Here is a 17,247-nt window from a genome sequence, read left to right as displayed (position 1 = left end):
ATTAACATGATCGGCGTAACATGACTAAAGTACGTAATTGCGTTCTTGATGCACTTTCCATCAACGTCAACAACATCATTAGCTTGGTCGTGGGTACTTTCCCTCTGGACCCGACAGTGTCAAAAACGGCTGTCATCCTAACCATTTTAACAGCAACATAACAGGCTAAGACGTACCGGACACCTAATAAAACTACGCTTCGTTGACATATATCAAGTTCAATTGTAGCACGTTAACAGTTTGATGAAATCATCGTAGCTAAATGCTAGCTTTCATCACAAATTTGCAATATTCCAACTAGTTACGTAAGCCAACTAATAAATGTGATGAATCCAAAGAACAGGATCTATTTTAAATTAAATTATCCTAAATAAACAGCAGGATAACGATGTTCTGTTAACATAAACAGCAATAGTACAGATACGCAATAGTGTAGCGTCTTTTACGAAATCAAAAATGCTTTTTCAGTGATATCCGTTAAAATTTTGTAAATTTGCGAAGCGTAATATGCTTACAAACGCCAGCTAATTTCCTGTAAATTAGTCAAAAAGAGTAATGAAATGCGTGTAACAATCGTTCTTGTCGCTCCCGCCAGAGCGGAAAATATCGGCGCAGCCGCCCGGGCTATGAAGACCATGGGATTTACTGACCTGCGTATTGTCGACAGCCAGGCGCACCTGGAGCCCGCCACCCGTTGGGTCGCACATGGATCTGGAGATATTATTGATAATATTGAGGTTTTCCACACCCTTGTCGACGCGCTCCACGATGTGGATTTTACCGTCGCGACGACAGCCCGCAGCCGGGCAAAATTTCATTACTACGCTTCGCCCGCTGAACTGGTTCCCTTATTACAGGAAAAATCACGCTGGATGCGTCATGCTGCGCTGGTTTTTGGCCGTGAGGATTCCGGTTTGACCAATGACGAGCTGGCGCTGGCGGATGTATTGACCGGCGTGCCGATGGTGGCGGATTACCCTTCGCTCAATCTGGGTCAGGCGGTCATGGTGTATTGCTATCAATTAGCAGGTTTAATGCAACAGACCACTGAATCCGTTGATATTGCTGATGAATCGCAGTTACAGGCGTTACGCGCGCGCCTTTTACGCCTGCTAACGACTCTGGAGGCGGCCGATGACCACAAATTAACCGACTGGCTACAACAGCGAATCGGCCTGCTGGGACAGCGAGATACGGTAATGTTGCACCGTTTGGTCCATGATATTGAAAAAAAACTAACAAAATAACGTGCTGTAATTTTTAAAATAATAAGAGATTACGTCTGGTTGCAAGAGATCATAACAGGGGGAATTGGTTGAAAATAAATATATCGCCAGCAGCACATGAACAAGTTTCGGAATGTGATCAATTTAAAAATTTATTGACTTAGGCGGGCAGATACTTTAACCAATATAGGAATACAAGACAGACAAATAAAAATGACAGAGTACACAACATCCATGAACCGCATCAGCACCACCACCATTACCACCATCACCATTACCACAGGTAACGGTGCGGGCTGACGCGTACAGGAAACACAGAAAAAAGCCCGCACCTGAACAGTGCGGGCTTTTTTTTCGACCAGAGATCACGAGGTAACAACCATGCGAGTGTTGAAGTTCGGCGGTACATCAGTGGCAAATGCAGAACGTTTTCTGCGTGTTGCCGATATTCTGGAAAGCAATGCCAGGCAAGGGCAGGTAGCGACCGTACTTTCCGCCCCCGCGAAAATTACCAACCATCTGGTGGCGATGATTGAAAAAACTATCGGCGGTCAGGATGCTTTGCCGAATATCAGCGATGCCGAACGTATTTTTTCTGACCTGCTCGCAGGACTTGCCAGCGCGCAGCCGGGATTCCCGCTTGCACGGTTGAAAATGGTTGTCGAACAAGAATTCGCTCAGATCAAACATGTTTTGCATGGTATCAGCCTGCTGGGTCAGTGCCCGGACAGCATCAACGCCGCGCTGATTTGCCGTGGCGAAAAAATGTCGATCGCGATTATGGCGGGACTCCTGGAGGCGCGTGGACATCGCGTCACGGTGATCGATCCGGTAGAAAAATTGCTGGCGGTGGGCCATTACCTTGAATCTACCGTCGATATCGCGGAATCGACTCGCCGTATCGCCGCCAGCCAGATCCCGGCCGATCACATGATCCTGATGGCGGGCTTTACCGCCGGTAATGAAAAGGGTGAACTGGTGGTGCTGGGCCGTAATGGTTCCGACTATTCCGCCGCCGTGCTGGCCGCCTGTTTACGCGCTGACTGCTGTGAAATCTGGACTGACGTCGATGGCGTGTATACCTGTGACCCGCGCCAGGTGCCGGACGCCAGGCTGCTGAAATCGATGTCCTACCAGGAAGCGATGGAACTCTCTTACTTCGGCGCCAAAGTTCTTCACCCTCGCACCATTACGCCCATCGCCCAGTTCCAGATCCCCTGTCTGATTAAAAATACCGGTAATCCGCAGGCGCCAGGAACGCTGATCGGCGCGTCCAGCGACGATGATAATCTGCCGGTCAAAGGGATCTCTAACCTTAACAACATGGCGATGTTTAGCGTCTCCGGCCCTGGAATGAAAGGGATGATTGGGATGGCGGCGCGTGTTTTCGCCGCCATGTCTCGCGCCGGGATCTCGGTGGTGCTCATTACCCAGTCCTCCTCTGAGTACAGCATCAGCTTCTGTGTGCCGCAGAGTGACTGCGCGCGTGCCCGCCGTGCGATGCAGGATGAGTTCTATCTGGAGCTGAAAGAGGGGCTGCTGGAGCCGCTGGCGGTTACTGAGCGGTTGGCGATTATCTCTGTTGTCGGCGACGGTATGCGCACGCTACGCGGCATTTCAGCGAAATTCTTCGCCGCGCTGGCGCGGGCTAATATCAATATCGTGGCGATCGCTCAGGGATCTTCTGAGCGTTCCATTTCTGTAGTGGTGAATAACGACGATGCCACCACCGGCGTGCGGGTAACGCACCAGATGCTGTTCAATACCGATCAGGTGATTGAAGTGTTTGTCATTGGCGTCGGCGGCGTCGGCGGCGCGCTACTGGAACAGCTTAAACGTCAGCAAACCTGGCTGAAGAACAAGCACATCGATCTACGCGTGTGCGGCGTGGCGAACTCAAAGGCGTTGCTAACCAATGTGCATGGCCTGAATCTGGACAACTGGCAGGCGGAACTGGCGCAAGCGAACGCGCCGTTCAATCTGGGACGCTTAATTCGCCTGGTGAAAGAATATCATCTACTCAATCCGGTGATTGTTGATTGTACCTCCAGTCAGGCGGTGGCCGACCAGTATGCCGACTTCCTGCGTGAAGGGTTCCATGTGGTGACGCCAAACAAGAAAGCGAACACCTCGTCGATGGACTACTACCATCAGCTACGTTTCGCCGCCGCGCAATCACGGCGCAAATTCTTGTATGACACCAACGTCGGCGCCGGTTTGCCGGTAATCGAAAACCTGCAAAACCTGCTGAATGCGGGTGATGAACTGCAAAAATTTTCCGGCATTCTTTCCGGGTCGCTCTCTTTTATTTTCGGTAAACTGGATGAGGGGATGAGTCTCTCACAGGCGACCGCCCTGGCGCGCGAGATGGGCTATACCGAACCCGATCCGCGCGACGATCTTTCCGGTATGGATGTGGCGCGTAAACTGTTGATCCTCGCCCGCGAGACGGGCCGCGAGCTGGAGCTTTCCGATATCGTGATTGAACCGGTGTTGCCGGACGAGTTTGACGCCTCCGGCGATGTGACCGCCTTTATGGCGCATCTGCCGCAGCTTGACGACGCGTTTGCCGCCCGTGTGGCTAAAGCTCGTGATGAAGGTAAGGTATTGCGCTATGTGGGCAATATCGAAGAGGATGGCGTGTGCCGCGTGAAGATTGCCGAAGTTGATGGTAACGATCCGCTCTTCAAAGTGAAAAACGGTGAAAACGCGCTGGCGTTCTACAGCCACTATTATCAGCCCTTGCCGTTGGTGCTGCGCGGCTACGGCGCAGGCAATGATGTGACGGCGGCGGGCGTGTTTGCCGATCTGTTACGGACCCTCTCATGGAAGTTAGGAGTTTAACATGGTGAAAGTGTATGCCCCGGCTTCCAGCGCGAACATGAGCGTCGGTTTCGACGTGTTGGGCGCAGCCGTCACACCCGTTGACGGCACGTTGCTGGGCGATGTGGTATCCGTTGAAGCAGCGGACCATTTCCGTCTGCATAACCTGGGGCGATTTGCCGATAAACTGCCGCCGGAGCCGCGTGAAAATATTGTTTATCAGTGCTGGGAACGTTTTTGCCAGGCATTGGGGAAAACCATCCCGGTGGCGATGACGCTGGAAAAAAATATGCCGATTGGTTCCGGGTTAGGGTCCAGCGCCTGTTCCGTCGTCGCCGCGCTGGTCGCGATGAATGAGCACTGCGGCAAACCGTTAAACGACACGCGTCTGTTGGCGCTGATGGGCGAGCTGGAAGGCCGTATCTCCGGCAGCATCCATTACGATAACGTCGCGCCGTGCTTTCTTGGCGGTATGCAGTTGATGATTGAAGAAAACGGCATTATTAGTCAGCAGGTGCCGGGCTTTGATGAGTGGCTATGGGTACTGGCTTATCCGGGCATTAAAGTTTCTACCGCAGAAGCACGGGCCATTTTGCCTGCGCAGTATCGCCGTCAGGATTGCATTGCGCATGGACGGCATCTGGCCGGTTTTATTCACGCCTGTTACTCGCGGCAGCCGCAGCTTGCCGCCGCGCTGATGAAAGATGTTATTGCCGAACCATACCGCGCGCGTTTACTGCCGGGCTTTAGCCAGGCGCGGCAGGCGGTGTCGGAGATCGGCGCGCTGGCGAGCGGGATTTCAGGATCGGGGCCGACGCTGTTTGCGCTATGCGATAAACCGGAGACGGCGCAGCGCGTCGCGGACTGGCTGAGCAAACATTATCTGCAAAATCAGGAAGGCTTCGTTCATATTTGCCGGCTGGATACGGCGGGCGCACGAGTAGTGGGATAATCAATGAAACTCTATAATCTGAAAGACCATAATGAGCAGGTCAGCTTTGCGCAGGCCGTCACGCAAGGACTGGGCAAACAGCAGGGACTTTTTTTTCCGCACGAACTGCCGGAGTTTAGCCTGACGGAAATTGATGAGATGCTCAACCAGGACTTTGTCAGCCGTAGCGCAAAGATCCTCTCGGCATTTATTGGCGATGAAATACCGCAGCAAATTCTGGAAGAGCGCGTCCGCGCGGCGTTTGCGTTCCCGGCGCCGGTAGCGCAGGTAGAAAGCGATGTCGGCTGCCTGGAGCTGTTCCATGGTCCGACGCTGGCCTTTAAAGACTTCGGCGGGCGTTTTATGGCGCAAATGCTGACGCATATCAGCGGCGACAAACCGGTGACGATTCTGACCGCAACGTCAGGCGATACCGGTGCGGCGGTGGCTCACGCGTTCTATGGCCTGGAAAATGTGCGGGTCGTCATTCTCTACCCGCGCGGTAAGATCAGTCCGTTGCAGGAAAAACTGTTCTGTACGCTGGGCGGCAACATTGAAACCGTGGCGATCGACGGCGATTTCGACGCTTGCCAGGCGCTGGTGAAACAGGCATTTGATGACGAAGAACTGAAAACGGCGCTGGGGCTGAATTCGGCTAATTCGATTAATATCAGCCGCCTGTTGGCGCAAATTTGCTACTACTTTGAAGCCGTGGCGCAACTGCCGCAGGGGGCGCGTAACCAACTGGTAATCTCCGTACCCAGCGGCAACTTTGGCGATTTGACGGCAGGACTGCTGGCGAAGTCGTTAGGCCTACCGGTGAAACGTTTTATCGCCGCCACCAACGTCAACGACACGGTGCCGCGTTTTCTGCATGACGGAAAGTGGGCGCCGAAAGCGACGCAGGCGACCCTGTCGAATGCGATGGATGTCAGCCAGCCGAATAACTGGCCGCGTGTGGAGGAGCTATTCCGCCGTAAAATCTGGCGTCTGACTGAGCTGGGCTATGCGGCGGTGGATGACACTACGACACAGCAGACGATGCGCGAGCTGAAAGCGAAAGGTTATATCTCGGAACCTCATGCGGCGGTAGCGTATCGGGCATTACGCGACCAGTTAAACCCTGGCGAGTATGGCTTGTTTCTCGGAACGGCGCATCCGGCGAAGTTTAAAGAGAGCGTGGAGTCCATTCTGGGAGAAACTCTGGCCTTGCCTGAAGCGCTCGCCGAACGCGCCGATCTGCCGCTGCTTTCACATCATCTGCCTGCGGATTTTGCCGCCCTGCGTAAGCTGATGATGACCCGCCAGTAACCATTGCGCCCGGTGGCGCTGTCGCTTACCGGGCCTATGGGGTGGTGTCGATTTGTAGGCCGGATAAGGCGTAACCGCCATCCGGCGATGTCGTTACTGCTCGTAGCGTTTAAAGACCAGCTCGTCTTGTGTGGAGGTTTCTTCATCAAAGAAATACCCTTCACGGTCAAACGCGGTGAGCTGTTCCGGCTTCGTTAAGCGGTTTTCAATAATAAAACGGCTCATCAGTCCGCGCGCTTTTTTGGCGTAGAAGCTTACCACCTTAAACTTGCCGTTTTTCTCATCAAGGAACACGGGCTTAATCAGTTCGGCATTCAGTTTCTTCGGCTTCACCGATTTAAAATATTCCTCGGAGGCCAGATTCACCACCACCCGATCGCCCTGCGCCTCAAGCGCTTCGTTGAGCTTATCGGTAATGATATCGCCCCAGAATTGATAAAGATCTTTGCCGCGCGGATTCTCCAGGCGAATCCCCATCTCCAGACGATAAGGCTGCATTAAATCCAGCGGGCGCAATACGCCATACAAGCCAGAGAGCATACGCAGATGCTGTTGAGCAAAATCAAAATCCGCGTCGTTGAACGTTTCCGCCTGTAGACCGGTATAAACATCGCCTTTGAACGCCAGAATCGCCTGGCGTGCATTATCCGGCGTAAAATGAGGCTGCCAGTCATGAAAACGCGTGGCGTTGAGATCCGCCAGTTTGTCGCTAATTCCCATCAGCCTGGAAATTTGCGGCGCCGAAAGCTGGCGGGCCTGTTGAATAAGCTGCTGGCTGTGATCCAACAGCTCCGGCTGGGTATAGCGGGTCGTGGCCAGCGGGCTTTGATAATCAAGCGTTTTTGCAGGTGAAATCAGAATCAGCATATTCAGTCCTTGCAGGGAATTTTCTGCGACTTTAGCAAAAAAACGCCGCAGAGTTGACCGATGGTTGCGATTGTCGGCTTAATCGCGCGATGCCGCATCCCAGGTATCTGGCGCCAGTTGTGGTTCGATATCCGGGAAGCGCCGCGGATCGAACTGCGGTCTTACGCCCAGTTTCCGTTGTCGCAGATAATCGCTGGCGAGGGTATACACCACCGGTGAGAGCAACAAAATCGCCGTCAGATTGGTAATGGCCATACAGGCCATGATCATGTCAGCGAGCTGCCATATCAGCGGAAAACTGATAAGCGTACCGGCGATAACCATGCCAAGCGTCGCAAGGCGTAATAGCCAGATGGCCTTTGCGTTATGTAACCGCAGAAAAAACAGATTGTTCTCGGCGTAAATATAGTTGGCGACGATAGAACTGAACGCGAACAGAATGACGATAAGCGCGACAAAACTGGCGCCCCATTCACCGGTCAACGAAACCATTGCATGTTGGAGAAGCTGAATGCCTTCTGTTGACGAGTGGGACGCGTGATTCCCCGCCAGCAGGATAATCATCGCGCTGGCGGTACAGATGATAATGGTGTCGCTGAATACGCCAATCATTTGCACAATCCCCTGCGCGACAGGGTGAGGGGGATACGACGTTGCCGCTGCGGCCGCATTAGGCGTTGACCCCATTCCCGCTTCATTAGAGAACATCCCACGCTGAAAACCGCTGGTAATAGCCTGAGTGAGCGTATATCCGGCTGCGCCTGCCGCGGCTTCCTGCCAGCCAAATGCGCTTTTGACTATCGAGGCGATAACGCCAGGCATTTGCTCAATATGCCAGAGGCAAATGAACACGCTGCCGGCGACCCACAATAACGCGATGAGGGGAATCAGCCATTGCATCAGGCGGGCGACGCCTTTTATGCCGCGAATGATAATTAACAGGGCACAGAACGCCAGAGCAATGCCGGAGATAAGCGGCGGAATGTTGAAGGCGAAATGGAGCGCGCGTGAGACGGCATTCGCCTGCACGCTATTAAAAATCAACCCGTAGGCGACGAGCAGAAAGAGGGCGAAAACCACGCCCATCCAGCGCATTCCCAGCCCACGCGCCATATACCACGCCGGGCCGCCGCGGAACTGGCCTGTCGGGTCACGTTCTTTATAAAGCTGGGCAAGCGAACACTCGGCGAAGGAGGTCGCCATGCCAATGATGGCCGAGACCCACATCCAGAATACCGCGCCGGGACCGCCTGCGGCGATAGCCAGCGCCACGCCGGCCAGATTACCGCTGCCAATCCGCGCCGCGAGGCTGGTACACAGCGCCTGAAATGACGTCAGGCCGCCTGGCTGCGGGCTAAGGCTGCCTTTCAGACTGCGGCTAAATTGGCGAATATAACGAAATTGAATGAATCCGGTACGCCAGGTAAACCAACATCCTGCGCCGAGCAGCAGGTAAATCATTACCGAGCCCCAGAGTATTTCGTTAATAAAACTGAAAAACTCAGGCATTAACGTCCCTCTTGTTGATGCCGTCACGCTTTGATGATCCTGTATAAGCGTGACCCATGATGTAGATGACCTTGTCAGACTAATATTAACGGCAGTTTACCATAAATACGGCGGTATCCTTTAATTGCGCATCAACCGTCGGCAGATACGCAAACAGTGCACAAGGGCAGCCAGGTGCATGTAGGCGGTTGCGCTGTGAGTGCGTCGTGTTATCATCAGGGTAGACCGGTTACATCCCCTAACAAGCTGTTTAAAGAGAAACTCTATCATGACGGACAAATTGACCTCCCTTCGTCAGTTCACCACCGTAGTGGCTGATACCGGAGATATCGCGGCAATGAAGCTGTACCAGCCGCAGGATGCTACAACTAACCCTTCTCTCATTCTTAACGCAGCGCAAATCCCGGAATATCGTAAGCTGATTGACGATGCTGTCGCCTGGGCGAAACAGCAGAGCAGCGACCGCGCGCAGCAGGTTGTTGACGCGACCGATAAGCTGGCGGTGAATATTGGCCTGGAAATCCTGAAGCTGGTGCCGGGGCGTATTTCTACCGAAGTTGACGCGCGTCTGTCTTATGACACTGAAGCGTCTATCGCCAAAGCAAAACGTATCATTAAACTCTACAATGATGCGGGTATCAGCAACGATCGTATCCTGATCAAGCTGGCGTCCACCTGGCAGGGCATTCGTGCAGCCGAACAGCTGGAAAAAGAAGGCATCAACTGTAACCTGACGCTGCTGTTCTCCTTCGCGCAGGCGCGTGCGTGCGCCGAAGCGGGCGTCTACCTGATCTCGCCGTTCGTAGGTCGTATTCTTGACTGGTATAAAGCCAATACCGACAAGAAAGACTATGCGCCAGCTGAAGATCCGGGCGTGGTTTCCGTAACGGAAATCTACGAGTACTACAAACAGCATGGTTACGAAACCGTCGTTATGGGCGCAAGCTTCCGTAACGTAGGCGAAATTCTGGAGCTGGCGGGCTGCGACCGCCTGACTATCGCACCGGCATTGCTGAAAGAACTGGCGGAAAGCGAAGGGGCGATTGAGCGTAAGCTCTCTTTCTCCGGCGAAGTCAAAGCGCGTCCGGAACGCATTACCGAAGCCGAGTTCCTGTGGCAGCATCACCAGGACCCCATGGCGGTTGACAAACTGGCGGATGGTATCCGTAAGTTTGCGGTAGACCAGGAAAAACTGGAAAAAATGATCGGCGATCTGCTGTAATCATTAACGCGTGGCCCTGATATGGGTCACGCTACCTCTTCTGAAACCTGTCTGTCCTTCCTTTCGCAGTGTATCATTCTGTTTAACGAGACTGTTTAAACGGAATAATTATGGATACCTTACGTATTGGCTTAGTTTCTATCTCCGACCGCGCTTCCAGCGGCGTTTACCAGGATAAAGGCATTCCTGCGCTTGAGGAGTGGCTCGCTTCTGCGCTGACCACGCCTTTCGAGGTCCAACGGCGCTTAATTCCTGATGAACAGGAAATTATCGAGCAAACGTTGTGTGAACTGGTCGATGAGATGAGCTGTCATCTGGTGCTGACCACTGGCGGTACCGGTCCGGCGCGTCGCGACGTCACGCCGGACGCGACCCTTGCCATCGCCGACCGTGAAATGCCAGGTTTTGGCGAACAGATGCGCCAGATCAGCCTGCGCTTTGTGCCGACCGCCATTCTTTCCCGCCAGGTGGGCGTTATCCGTAAACAGGCGTTAATTCTTAATCTGCCTGGACAGCCAAAATCGATCAAAGAAACGCTGGAAGGCGTAAAAGCGGACGATGGCAGCGTTAGCGTGCCGGGCATTTTTGCGAGCGTGCCGTATTGTATACAGCTGCTTGACGGGCCGTATGTCGAAACCGCGCCGGAAGTGGTTGCCGCTTTCCGTCCGAAGAGCGCCAGACGTGAGAATATGTCATCCTGACCGGAAGAGACTGATAGTAGGGTTATTCCTCCCGGTGCGGGAGGAATAAAAGAGATTTAGTGCGCCTCGCCGATTGGCAGAATAGTGCGGCCAAATTGCTCGTTTAGCACTTCACCCATCGCCAGATAAATAGCGCTGGCGCCGCAAACCAGACCAACCCAGCCTGCGATATGGATAATGGCTTCGTTACCGGTGATATTGCCGACCGCCAGCAGAGCGAACAGTACGGTCAGGCTCAGGAAAACAAATTGCAGCGCGCGGGCGGCTTTCAGCGTACCGAAGAACATAAACAGCGTGAACACGCCCCACAGACCTAAATAAGCGCCGAGTAGCTGAGCGTCAGGCGCATCCGTCAGGCCCATTTTCGGCATCAGCAGGATAGCGACCAGCGTCAGCCAGAACGAACCGTAAGAGGTAAAGGCCGTTAAACCAAAGGTATTGCCTTTTTTATACTCCAGCAGACCGGCAAAAATTTGCGCGATACCGCCGTAGAAAATCCCCATCGCCAGAATAATACCGTCCAGGGCGAAAAAACCGGCATTGTGCAGGTTAAGCAGAATGGTGGTCATGCCGAAGCCCATCAGGCCCAGCGGTGCCGGATTAGCCAACTTAGTGTTGCCCATAATTCCTCAAAATCATCATAATTGAATGGTGAAATAGTTTCCCAGAATAACGAGTTCCGTATTCGGGGCGCGGCATAATAATCAGGGGGAAGAGGACTGTCTATGATCTAATAAGGGGGAAAAGAAAATATTTCCCCCTGTGAGGGCATTCACGCCTGAACGGCTGCCATCATTCGTCGCAGGCAGGCTATTTGCAACACCGCCGGAATAGTCACGCGATACGCGCTGCCGCTCATCGCTTTGACGCCGTTTAACGCCGCGCCGACCGGGCCGCCAAGACCTGCGCCGCGCAGCAATCCGTGGCCCAGGATGCTCATTGCGGCATGGGTACGCAAAATGCGGGTAAGCTGGGTGGAAAGCAGGTGGGAGACCCCTTTTGCCAGACTGCGATCTTTCATGAGCAGCGGCAGCAGTTCTTCCAGTTCAGAAACTTTGGCGTCTACGGCTTGCAGAAATTCCTGCTTATGCGCCGCGTCCATCTTCTGCCAGGTATGACGTAAAAAATGCTCCAGCAGTTGCTGTTCTATTTCAAACGTCGACATGCTTTTATCTGCTTTGAGTTTTAGCCGTTTTGCGACATCCAGCAGAATCGCGCGGTACTGTTTTCCGTGTCCGCGCAATTTGTTGGCGATACTGTCGCCGCCGTAATGCTGAAACTCGCCGGCAATGAGCTGCCAGTTACGGCGGTGTTGCTCCGGGTGACCTTCCATCGCTTTGAACAGCTCGTTATGACTAAGGACGCTCGACAAGCGAGCCTTGCCCTTTTCGTTATGCGTCAGCAAACGGGCGAAATCGGCGAGTTGTTCTTCGCTACAATGCTGAAGAAAGTCTAAATCCTCGTCGTGTAAATAGGTGACGTTCATTTTCAGTCTGGCTTTTGGAATAGAAATAACAGCGATTAATCGTCGCCAATGACTTTAAGTCTCGCCATATCGGAAGAATTTACCGTATGGCCTGAGAAGGTAATCTTTGATACGCAGCGTTTGTTGTCGTTATCGCTATTAATATTGATCCAGCCTGTCGTCTGGCCCTCTTTGATTGAGGAAGGGACGTTCAGGCTTTGGCTGGCGCTACGCGCAGTTTTAAAATAGACGGATGCGCCGCTAAGTTCGATGTCGCCGTGATCCGCCGTGAGTTGAATGCGCTTCACGATGCGGCAGACGGGAATTTTCAGCGTGAGATCGTTCGTTTCATTTCTGGGCATGGCAATAACACCCAGTATTTTATGGTCGTTCGCGTGCGCGACGCTACTTAACGCCAGGCCGAAAAGCAGGCCGGCGGAAATCGTTAACACAGATCGCATGGAATTTCTCTTTGACGGGTTCAATAAGCAATTACCGTCTATCATACTCTGCTCATGGCAACGATTCAGTTTTGTAATCTTTTCTTTTTATTACAATTTTTCTGTGAATAGTATTCGTTGTTTAATTTATTTCATGAATGTTTGTTTGCCTGGTTTTCCATCGCGCCCTCTCGTCACTAAAAAATTTTTTCATCTCCCCCTTGATGACGTGGGTTACGACCCCATCTTGTAGTCAACCGCAGTGGTGAGTCTGAAAAAAAACGATTCAGGGTAGTTGAAACCGCACGTTTCGCCCTTATTACAGATTCACAACCACATGATGACCGAATTTTTAGTGGAGACGTTTAGATGGGTAAAATTATTGGTATCGACCTGGGTACTACCAACTCTTGTGTAGCGATTATGGATGGAACGCAGGCACGCGTGCTGGAGAACGCCGAGGGCGATCGCACTACGCCTTCTATCATTGCTTATACCCAGGATGGTGAAACTCTGGTTGGTCAGCCGGCTAAACGTCAGGCAGTGACAAACCCGCAAAACACCCTGTTTGCGATTAAACGCCTGATTGGCCGCCGCTTCCAGGACGAAGAAGTTCAACGTGACGTTTCTATCATGCCGTACAAAATCATCGGCGCCGACAACGGCGACGCATGGCTTGATGTGAAAGGTCAGAAAATGGCGCCGCCGCAGATTTCTGCCGAAGTGCTGAAGAAAATGAAGAAAACGGCTGAAGATTATCTGGGCGAACCGGTAACTGAAGCGGTTATCACCGTACCGGCTTACTTTAACGATGCGCAGCGTCAGGCTACCAAAGATGCTGGTCGTATCGCGGGGCTGGAAGTTAAACGTATCATCAACGAACCGACTGCCGCAGCGCTGGCTTACGGTCTGGATAAAGAAGTCGGCAACCGTACTATCGCGGTTTACGACCTCGGTGGTGGTACTTTCGATATCTCTATTATCGAAATCGACGAAGTTGATGGCGAAAAAACCTTTGAAGTTCTGGCAACCAACGGTGATACCCACCTGGGTGGTGAAGACTTCGATACCCGCCTGATCAACTACCTCGTTGACGAGTTTAAGAAAGATCAGGGCATTGACCTGCGTAACGATCCGCTGGCCATGCAGCGCCTGAAAGAAGCCGCAGAAAAAGCCAAAATCGAGCTGTCTTCTGCGCAGCAGACCGACGTGAACCTGCCGTACATTACCGCAGATGCCACCGGTCCGAAACACATGAACATTAAAGTGACTCGTGCGAAACTGGAAAGCCTGGTTGAAGATCTGGTGAACCGTTCTATCGAGCCGCTGAAAGTCGCACTGCAGGACGCTGGCCTGTCCGTGTCTGATATCAACGACGTGATCCTCGTCGGCGGTCAGACCCGTATGCCAATGGTGCAGAAAAAAGTGGCTGAGTTCTTTGGTAAAGAGCCGCGTAAAGACGTTAACCCGGACGAAGCTGTGGCTATCGGCGCAGCGGTACAGGGCGGCGTATTGACCGGTGATGTGAAAGACGTACTGCTGCTGGACGTTACCCCGCTGTCTCTGGGTATCGAAACGATGGGTGGCGTGATGACTCCGCTTATCACCAAAAACACCACCATCCCGACCAAGCACAGCCAGGTGTTCTCTACTGCGGAAGACAACCAGTCTGCGGTAACCATCCATGTGCTGCAGGGTGAGCGTAAACGTGCGTCTGATAACAAATCTCTGGGTCAGTTCAACCTGGATGGCATCAACCCGGCGCCGCGCGGTATGCCGCAGATCGAAGTCACCTTCGATATCGATGCTGACGGTATCCTGCACGTCTCCGCGAAAGATAAAAACAGCGGTAAAGAGCAGAAGATCACTATCAAGGCGTCTTCTGGTCTGAACGAGGAAGAAATTCAGAAAATGGTTCGCGATGCAGAAGCGAACGCTGAATCCGACCGTAAGTTCGAAGAGCTGGTTCAGACCCGTAACCAGGGCGACCATCTGCTGCACAGCACCCGTAAGCAGGTTGAAGAAGCAGGCGATAAACTGCCGGCTGATGACAAAACCGCTATCGAGTCTGCCCTGAACGCGCTGGAAACTGCCCTGAAAGGCGAAGATAAAGCCGCTATCGAAGCGAAAATGCAGGAACTGGCGCAGGTTTCCCAGAAACTGATGGAAATCGCTCAGCAGCAACATGCGCAGCAGCAGGCTGGCTCCGCTGACGCTTCTGCAAACAACGCGAAAGATGACGACGTTGTCGACGCTGAGTTTGAAGAAGTAAAAGATAAAAAATAATCGCCCTTTGAACGGGTAATTACTGGCACGGGCGAAGAGGTTTCCTCTCCGCCCGTGCATGCATGTTAAGGGCAGATAAAAAGAGATGGCGAAAAGAGATTACTACGAGATTTTAGGCGTTTCCAAAACAGCGGAAGAGCGTGAAATCAAAAAGGCGTATAAGCGCCTGGCCATGAAATATCATCCGGACCGCAATCAGGGTGATAAAGAGGCCGAAGCTAAATTTAAAGAGATTAAAGAAGCCTATGAAGTGCTGACCGATGCGCAAAAACGCGCAGCCTACGATCAGTATGGTCACGCCGCGTTTGAACAAGGCGGTATGGGCGGCGGATTTGGCGGCGGCTTTAATGGCGGCGCTGATTTCAGTGATATCTTTGGTGACGTTTTTGGCGATATCTTTGGCGGCGGGCGTGGTCGCCAACGTGCGGCGCGTGGTGCTGATTTGCGTTATAACATGGATCTCACCCTGGAAGAAGCGGTGCGTGGCGTGACCAAAGAGATCCGTATTCCGACGCTGGAGGAGTGCGACGTTTGCCACGGCAGCGGCGCGAAAGCTGGCACGCAACCGCAAACCTGTCCGACCTGTCATGGTTCTGGTCAGGTACAGATGCGCCAGGGATTCTTTGCTGTACAGCAGACCTGCCCACACTGTCAGGGACGCGGTACGCTGATCAAAGATCCGTGCCATAAATGTCACGGTCATGGGCGTGTTGAAAAGAGTAAAACTCTGTCCGTTAAAATCCCGGCGGGCGTGGATACCGGCGATCGTATTCGTCTGGCAGGCGAGGGCGAAGCGGGCGAGCATGGCGCACCGGCAGGCGACTTGTACGTTCAGGTCCAGGTGAAACAACACCCTATTTTCGAGCGCGAAGGCAATAATCTTTATTGCGAAGTGCCGATCAACTTTGCGATGGCGGCGCTGGGCGGTGAAATTGAAGTGCCGACGTTAGATGGTCGCGTGATGCTGAAAGTACCGAGCGAAACACAAACGGGCAAGCTGTTCCGTATGCGCGGCAAAGGCGTGAAGTCCGTACGTGGTGGCGCGCAGGGCGATTTGCTGTGCCGTGTGGTGGTTGAAACGCCGGTCGGTCTGAGCGAAAAACAGAAGCAATTGCTAAAAGATCTTCAGGAAAGTTTTGGCGGCCCGACGGGAGAGAAAAACAGCCCGCGTTCAAAAAGCTTCTTTGACGGCGTGAAAAAATTCTTTGACGATTTGACTCGCTAATCTTTTTCCCGTTGTATTTTTCTTCAGCCCGGGTGTATATCCGGGCTTTTTTCTGTCTGTACGCGCCCAGGCTTCTGTTAAACGCATCGTATCCTCTCATTTGTTGATATTTTGTTTTTACTGATAAACAAATTGATGTTAATCAGCAGTTTTGTATACGCTTATTCTTTAAAAAAACGTGATGTGATGACATTAATGATTGCTTTTTTAGATGCTGTGAATTGATTTATCTTGAGTATTATCTATATTGCTTTTTTTAGTTTCCGGAGGCAGACAGCGAATGGGATCGAAAGGTGCCAACAAGAGCTTTGATTATAATTTAATCAAAATTCTTGACGCTGTTATTTTGTCAGGAAATGCGGCTATGGCGGCAAAAAAGTTAGGCATTACACCGGCTGCCGTTTCTCTGGCGTTAAAGCGCCTGCAGAGTTATTACCCGGAAGAACTGTTTAGCAGAGGGAAAGGCGGGCTCATCCCCACAGCTAAGGCTGTCGACATTCACCAAAATTTCAGTCAGGTGATGAAACTGGTGGATGACACCTTTCTCTGTAATAGCAAAAAAGATGAAGCGTTCCAGATAACGTTATTAGGCAGTGATATTGTTGAAAGCTATTATCTTTCTCAGCTCTATAACAGCGATATATTTGACCGTATTTTGATAAATCATTTCACTGTCAGAAATATGAGTCGGGAGCATATCAGCGAACTTCTGTTTACTGCGCAAGGCGATCTGTTGATTAGTGCCGAACCTTTGCTGGAGTCCGGCATAGAGAATCAAATTATTGATAGTTTTAAATCATTTGTTTGTATCTGTAGCAGTAAACACATGCTGAGTACCCTCTCACAACTGTCGCTACATCATTTTTATTCTTCGCGTCATGCGTTATATCAGCCGGGGATGGGGGCTTCAGTGATATATCATGATAGCGAGTTATTTAAGGATGAGCTTTACTATACTGGCAGGCGTATTGTCGGCTATCGCAGTGATTCGATTAATGGTTTGATGAGCATGATCGAACGAACCTCATTGATTGCATTGATGCCTTTGAAATTAGCGCTTTTTTATAAAAACCATCGTAAATATGACATTAAATTTATTCAGCCTCCGCCCGAACTGGCTTTGAAGTCAGTTCAGGTCTATGCATCCTGGAATAAAAATAGTAGAAATATATCGACGATTAATGAGATGGTAAGTATGTTACAAACGCTTTCCTCCTTCCGTCGCTAATACACCTCATTTT

16 protein-coding genes and 1 other annotated feature are annotated in these 17,247 nt (G+C 52.0%); of the genes, 11 read left to right on the top strand and 5 right to left on the bottom strand.

Translation table 11 applies throughout. From position 1 onward, the window contains the following. Positions 1-20: 20 nt before the first annotated feature. The 6 genes from yjjY (at position 21) to thrC (ending at position 6,291) form a co-directional block, all read left to right on the top strand. Positions 21-161 carry a protein YjjY gene (yjjY, locus tag ABVN44_RS06615; RefSeq protein WP_001541509.1) on the top strand — a complete coding sequence of 47 codons (141 nt, stop codon included), beginning with the start codon at positions 21-23 and terminating at the stop codon, positions 159-161. 399 nt (positions 162-560) lie between these two features. Further along, positions 561-1,247 (top strand): tRNA/rRNA methyltransferase, encoded by a 687-nt coding sequence (locus ABVN44_RS06610; RefSeq protein ID WP_023232159.1) that lies wholly within the window; start codon positions 561-563, stop codon positions 1,245-1,247. Between the two features lie 213 nt (positions 1,248-1,460). After that, positions 1,461-1,526, top strand: a complete 66-nt coding sequence (gene thrL / locus ABVN44_RS06605; RefSeq protein ID WP_001575544.1) for a thr operon leader peptide — start codon at positions 1,461-1,463, stop codon at positions 1,524-1,526. Beyond that, positions 1,462-1,582, top strand: a sequence feature (Thr leader region). It overlaps the preceding gene by 65 nt. A 25-nt stretch (positions 1,583-1,607) precedes the next feature. Continuing rightward, positions 1,608-4,070: a bifunctional aspartate kinase/homoserine dehydrogenase I gene (gene thrA, locus ABVN44_RS06600; protein ID WP_023232158.1), complete on the top strand. Its 2,463-nt coding sequence runs from the start codon at positions 1,608-1,610 to the stop codon at positions 4,068-4,070. Between the two features lies 1 nt (position 4,071). Continuing rightward, on the top strand, positions 4,072-5,001 hold the full coding sequence (thrB, locus tag ABVN44_RS06595) for a homoserine kinase (RefSeq protein WP_000241685.1): 930 nt from the start codon (positions 4,072-4,074) through the stop codon (positions 4,999-5,001). Between the two features lie 3 nt (positions 5,002-5,004). Continuing rightward, positions 5,005-6,291 carry a threonine synthase gene (gene thrC, locus ABVN44_RS06590; RefSeq protein ID WP_000781110.1) on the top strand — a complete coding sequence of 429 codons (1,287 nt, stop codon included), beginning with the start codon at positions 5,005-5,007 and terminating at the stop codon, positions 6,289-6,291. Positions 6,292-6,384: 93 nt separating this feature from the next. Here thrC and yaaA read toward each other — a convergent pair whose 3' ends face one another. Together yaaA and ABVN44_RS06580 are read right to left on the bottom strand one after the other, a co-directional pair. Next, positions 6,385-7,158, bottom strand: coding sequence for a peroxide stress protein YaaA (gene yaaA, locus ABVN44_RS06585; RefSeq protein WP_000906175.1), 774 nt, complete (start codon positions 7,156-7,158; stop codon positions 6,385-6,387). Between the two features lie 78 nt (positions 7,159-7,236). Then, on the bottom strand, positions 7,237-8,667 hold the full coding sequence (locus tag ABVN44_RS06580; RefSeq protein ID WP_001113819.1) for a sodium:alanine symporter family protein: 1,431 nt from the start codon (positions 8,665-8,667) through the stop codon (positions 7,237-7,239). A 268-nt stretch (positions 8,668-8,935) separates the two neighbouring features. On the opposite strand from ABVN44_RS06580, the gene tal reads away from it, so the two are divergent. Continuing rightward, on the top strand, positions 8,936-9,889 hold the full coding sequence (gene tal / locus ABVN44_RS06575) for a transaldolase (protein ID WP_000130175.1): 954 nt from the start codon (positions 8,936-8,938) through the stop codon (positions 9,887-9,889). 110 nt (positions 9,890-9,999) lie between these two features. After that, positions 10,000-10,590, top strand: a complete 591-nt coding sequence (mog, locus tag ABVN44_RS06570) for a molybdopterin adenylyltransferase (RefSeq protein ID WP_000380373.1) — start codon at positions 10,000-10,002, stop codon at positions 10,588-10,590. A gap of 56 nt (positions 10,591-10,646) precedes the next feature. On the opposite strand, the gene satP is transcribed toward mog, so the two are convergent. The 3 genes from satP to ABVN44_RS06555 form a co-directional block, all read right to left on the bottom strand. Beyond that, complete coding sequence (satP, locus tag ABVN44_RS06565; protein ID WP_000528525.1) at positions 10,647-11,213, bottom strand: acetate uptake transporter; 567 nt, start codon at positions 11,211-11,213, stop codon at positions 10,647-10,649. A gap of 149 nt (positions 11,214-11,362) precedes the next feature. Further along, positions 11,363-12,076: an acidic protein MsyB gene (gene msyB / locus ABVN44_RS06560; RefSeq protein WP_001103477.1), complete on the bottom strand. Its 714-nt coding sequence runs from the start codon at positions 12,074-12,076 to the stop codon at positions 11,363-11,365. 35 nt (positions 12,077-12,111) lie between these two features. Then, positions 12,112-12,516, bottom strand: coding sequence for a DUF2541 family protein (locus ABVN44_RS06555; RefSeq protein WP_001258086.1), 405 nt, complete (start codon positions 12,514-12,516; stop codon positions 12,112-12,114). A 348-nt stretch (positions 12,517-12,864) separates the two neighbouring features. On the opposite strand from ABVN44_RS06555, the gene dnaK reads away from it, so the two are divergent. The 3 genes from dnaK to ABVN44_RS06540 all read left to right on the top strand — a co-directional run bounded on the left by dnaK (position 12,865) and on the right by ABVN44_RS06540 (position 17,234). Continuing rightward, the gene (gene dnaK, locus ABVN44_RS06550; protein WP_000516125.1) at positions 12,865-14,781 is read left to right on the top strand and encodes a molecular chaperone DnaK; all 1,917 of its coding nucleotides are present in this window, start codon (positions 12,865-12,867) and stop codon (positions 14,779-14,781) included. A gap of 85 nt (positions 14,782-14,866) precedes the next feature. Beyond that, a complete protein-coding gene (dnaJ, locus tag ABVN44_RS06545) occupies positions 14,867-16,006 on the top strand; it encodes a molecular chaperone DnaJ (protein WP_001119009.1) in 1,140 nt (379 codons plus the stop codon). Between the two features lie 280 nt (positions 16,007-16,286). After that, positions 16,287-17,234, top strand: coding sequence for a LysR family transcriptional regulator (locus ABVN44_RS06540; protein WP_023232157.1), 948 nt, complete (start codon positions 16,287-16,289; stop codon positions 17,232-17,234). The last annotated feature ends 13 nt before the right edge of the window (positions 17,235-17,247 follow it).

Origin of the sequence: Salmonella sp. SJTUF15570 (genome assembly GCF_043357055.1) — a bacterium.
In the GTDB taxonomy this organism is placed as follows: Bacteria; Pseudomonadota; Gammaproteobacteria; order Enterobacterales; family Enterobacteriaceae; genus Salmonella; species Salmonella enterica.
The sequence above is the reverse complement of the archived record's forward strand: the minus strand, read 5'-3'. Positions and strand labels throughout refer to the sequence as shown.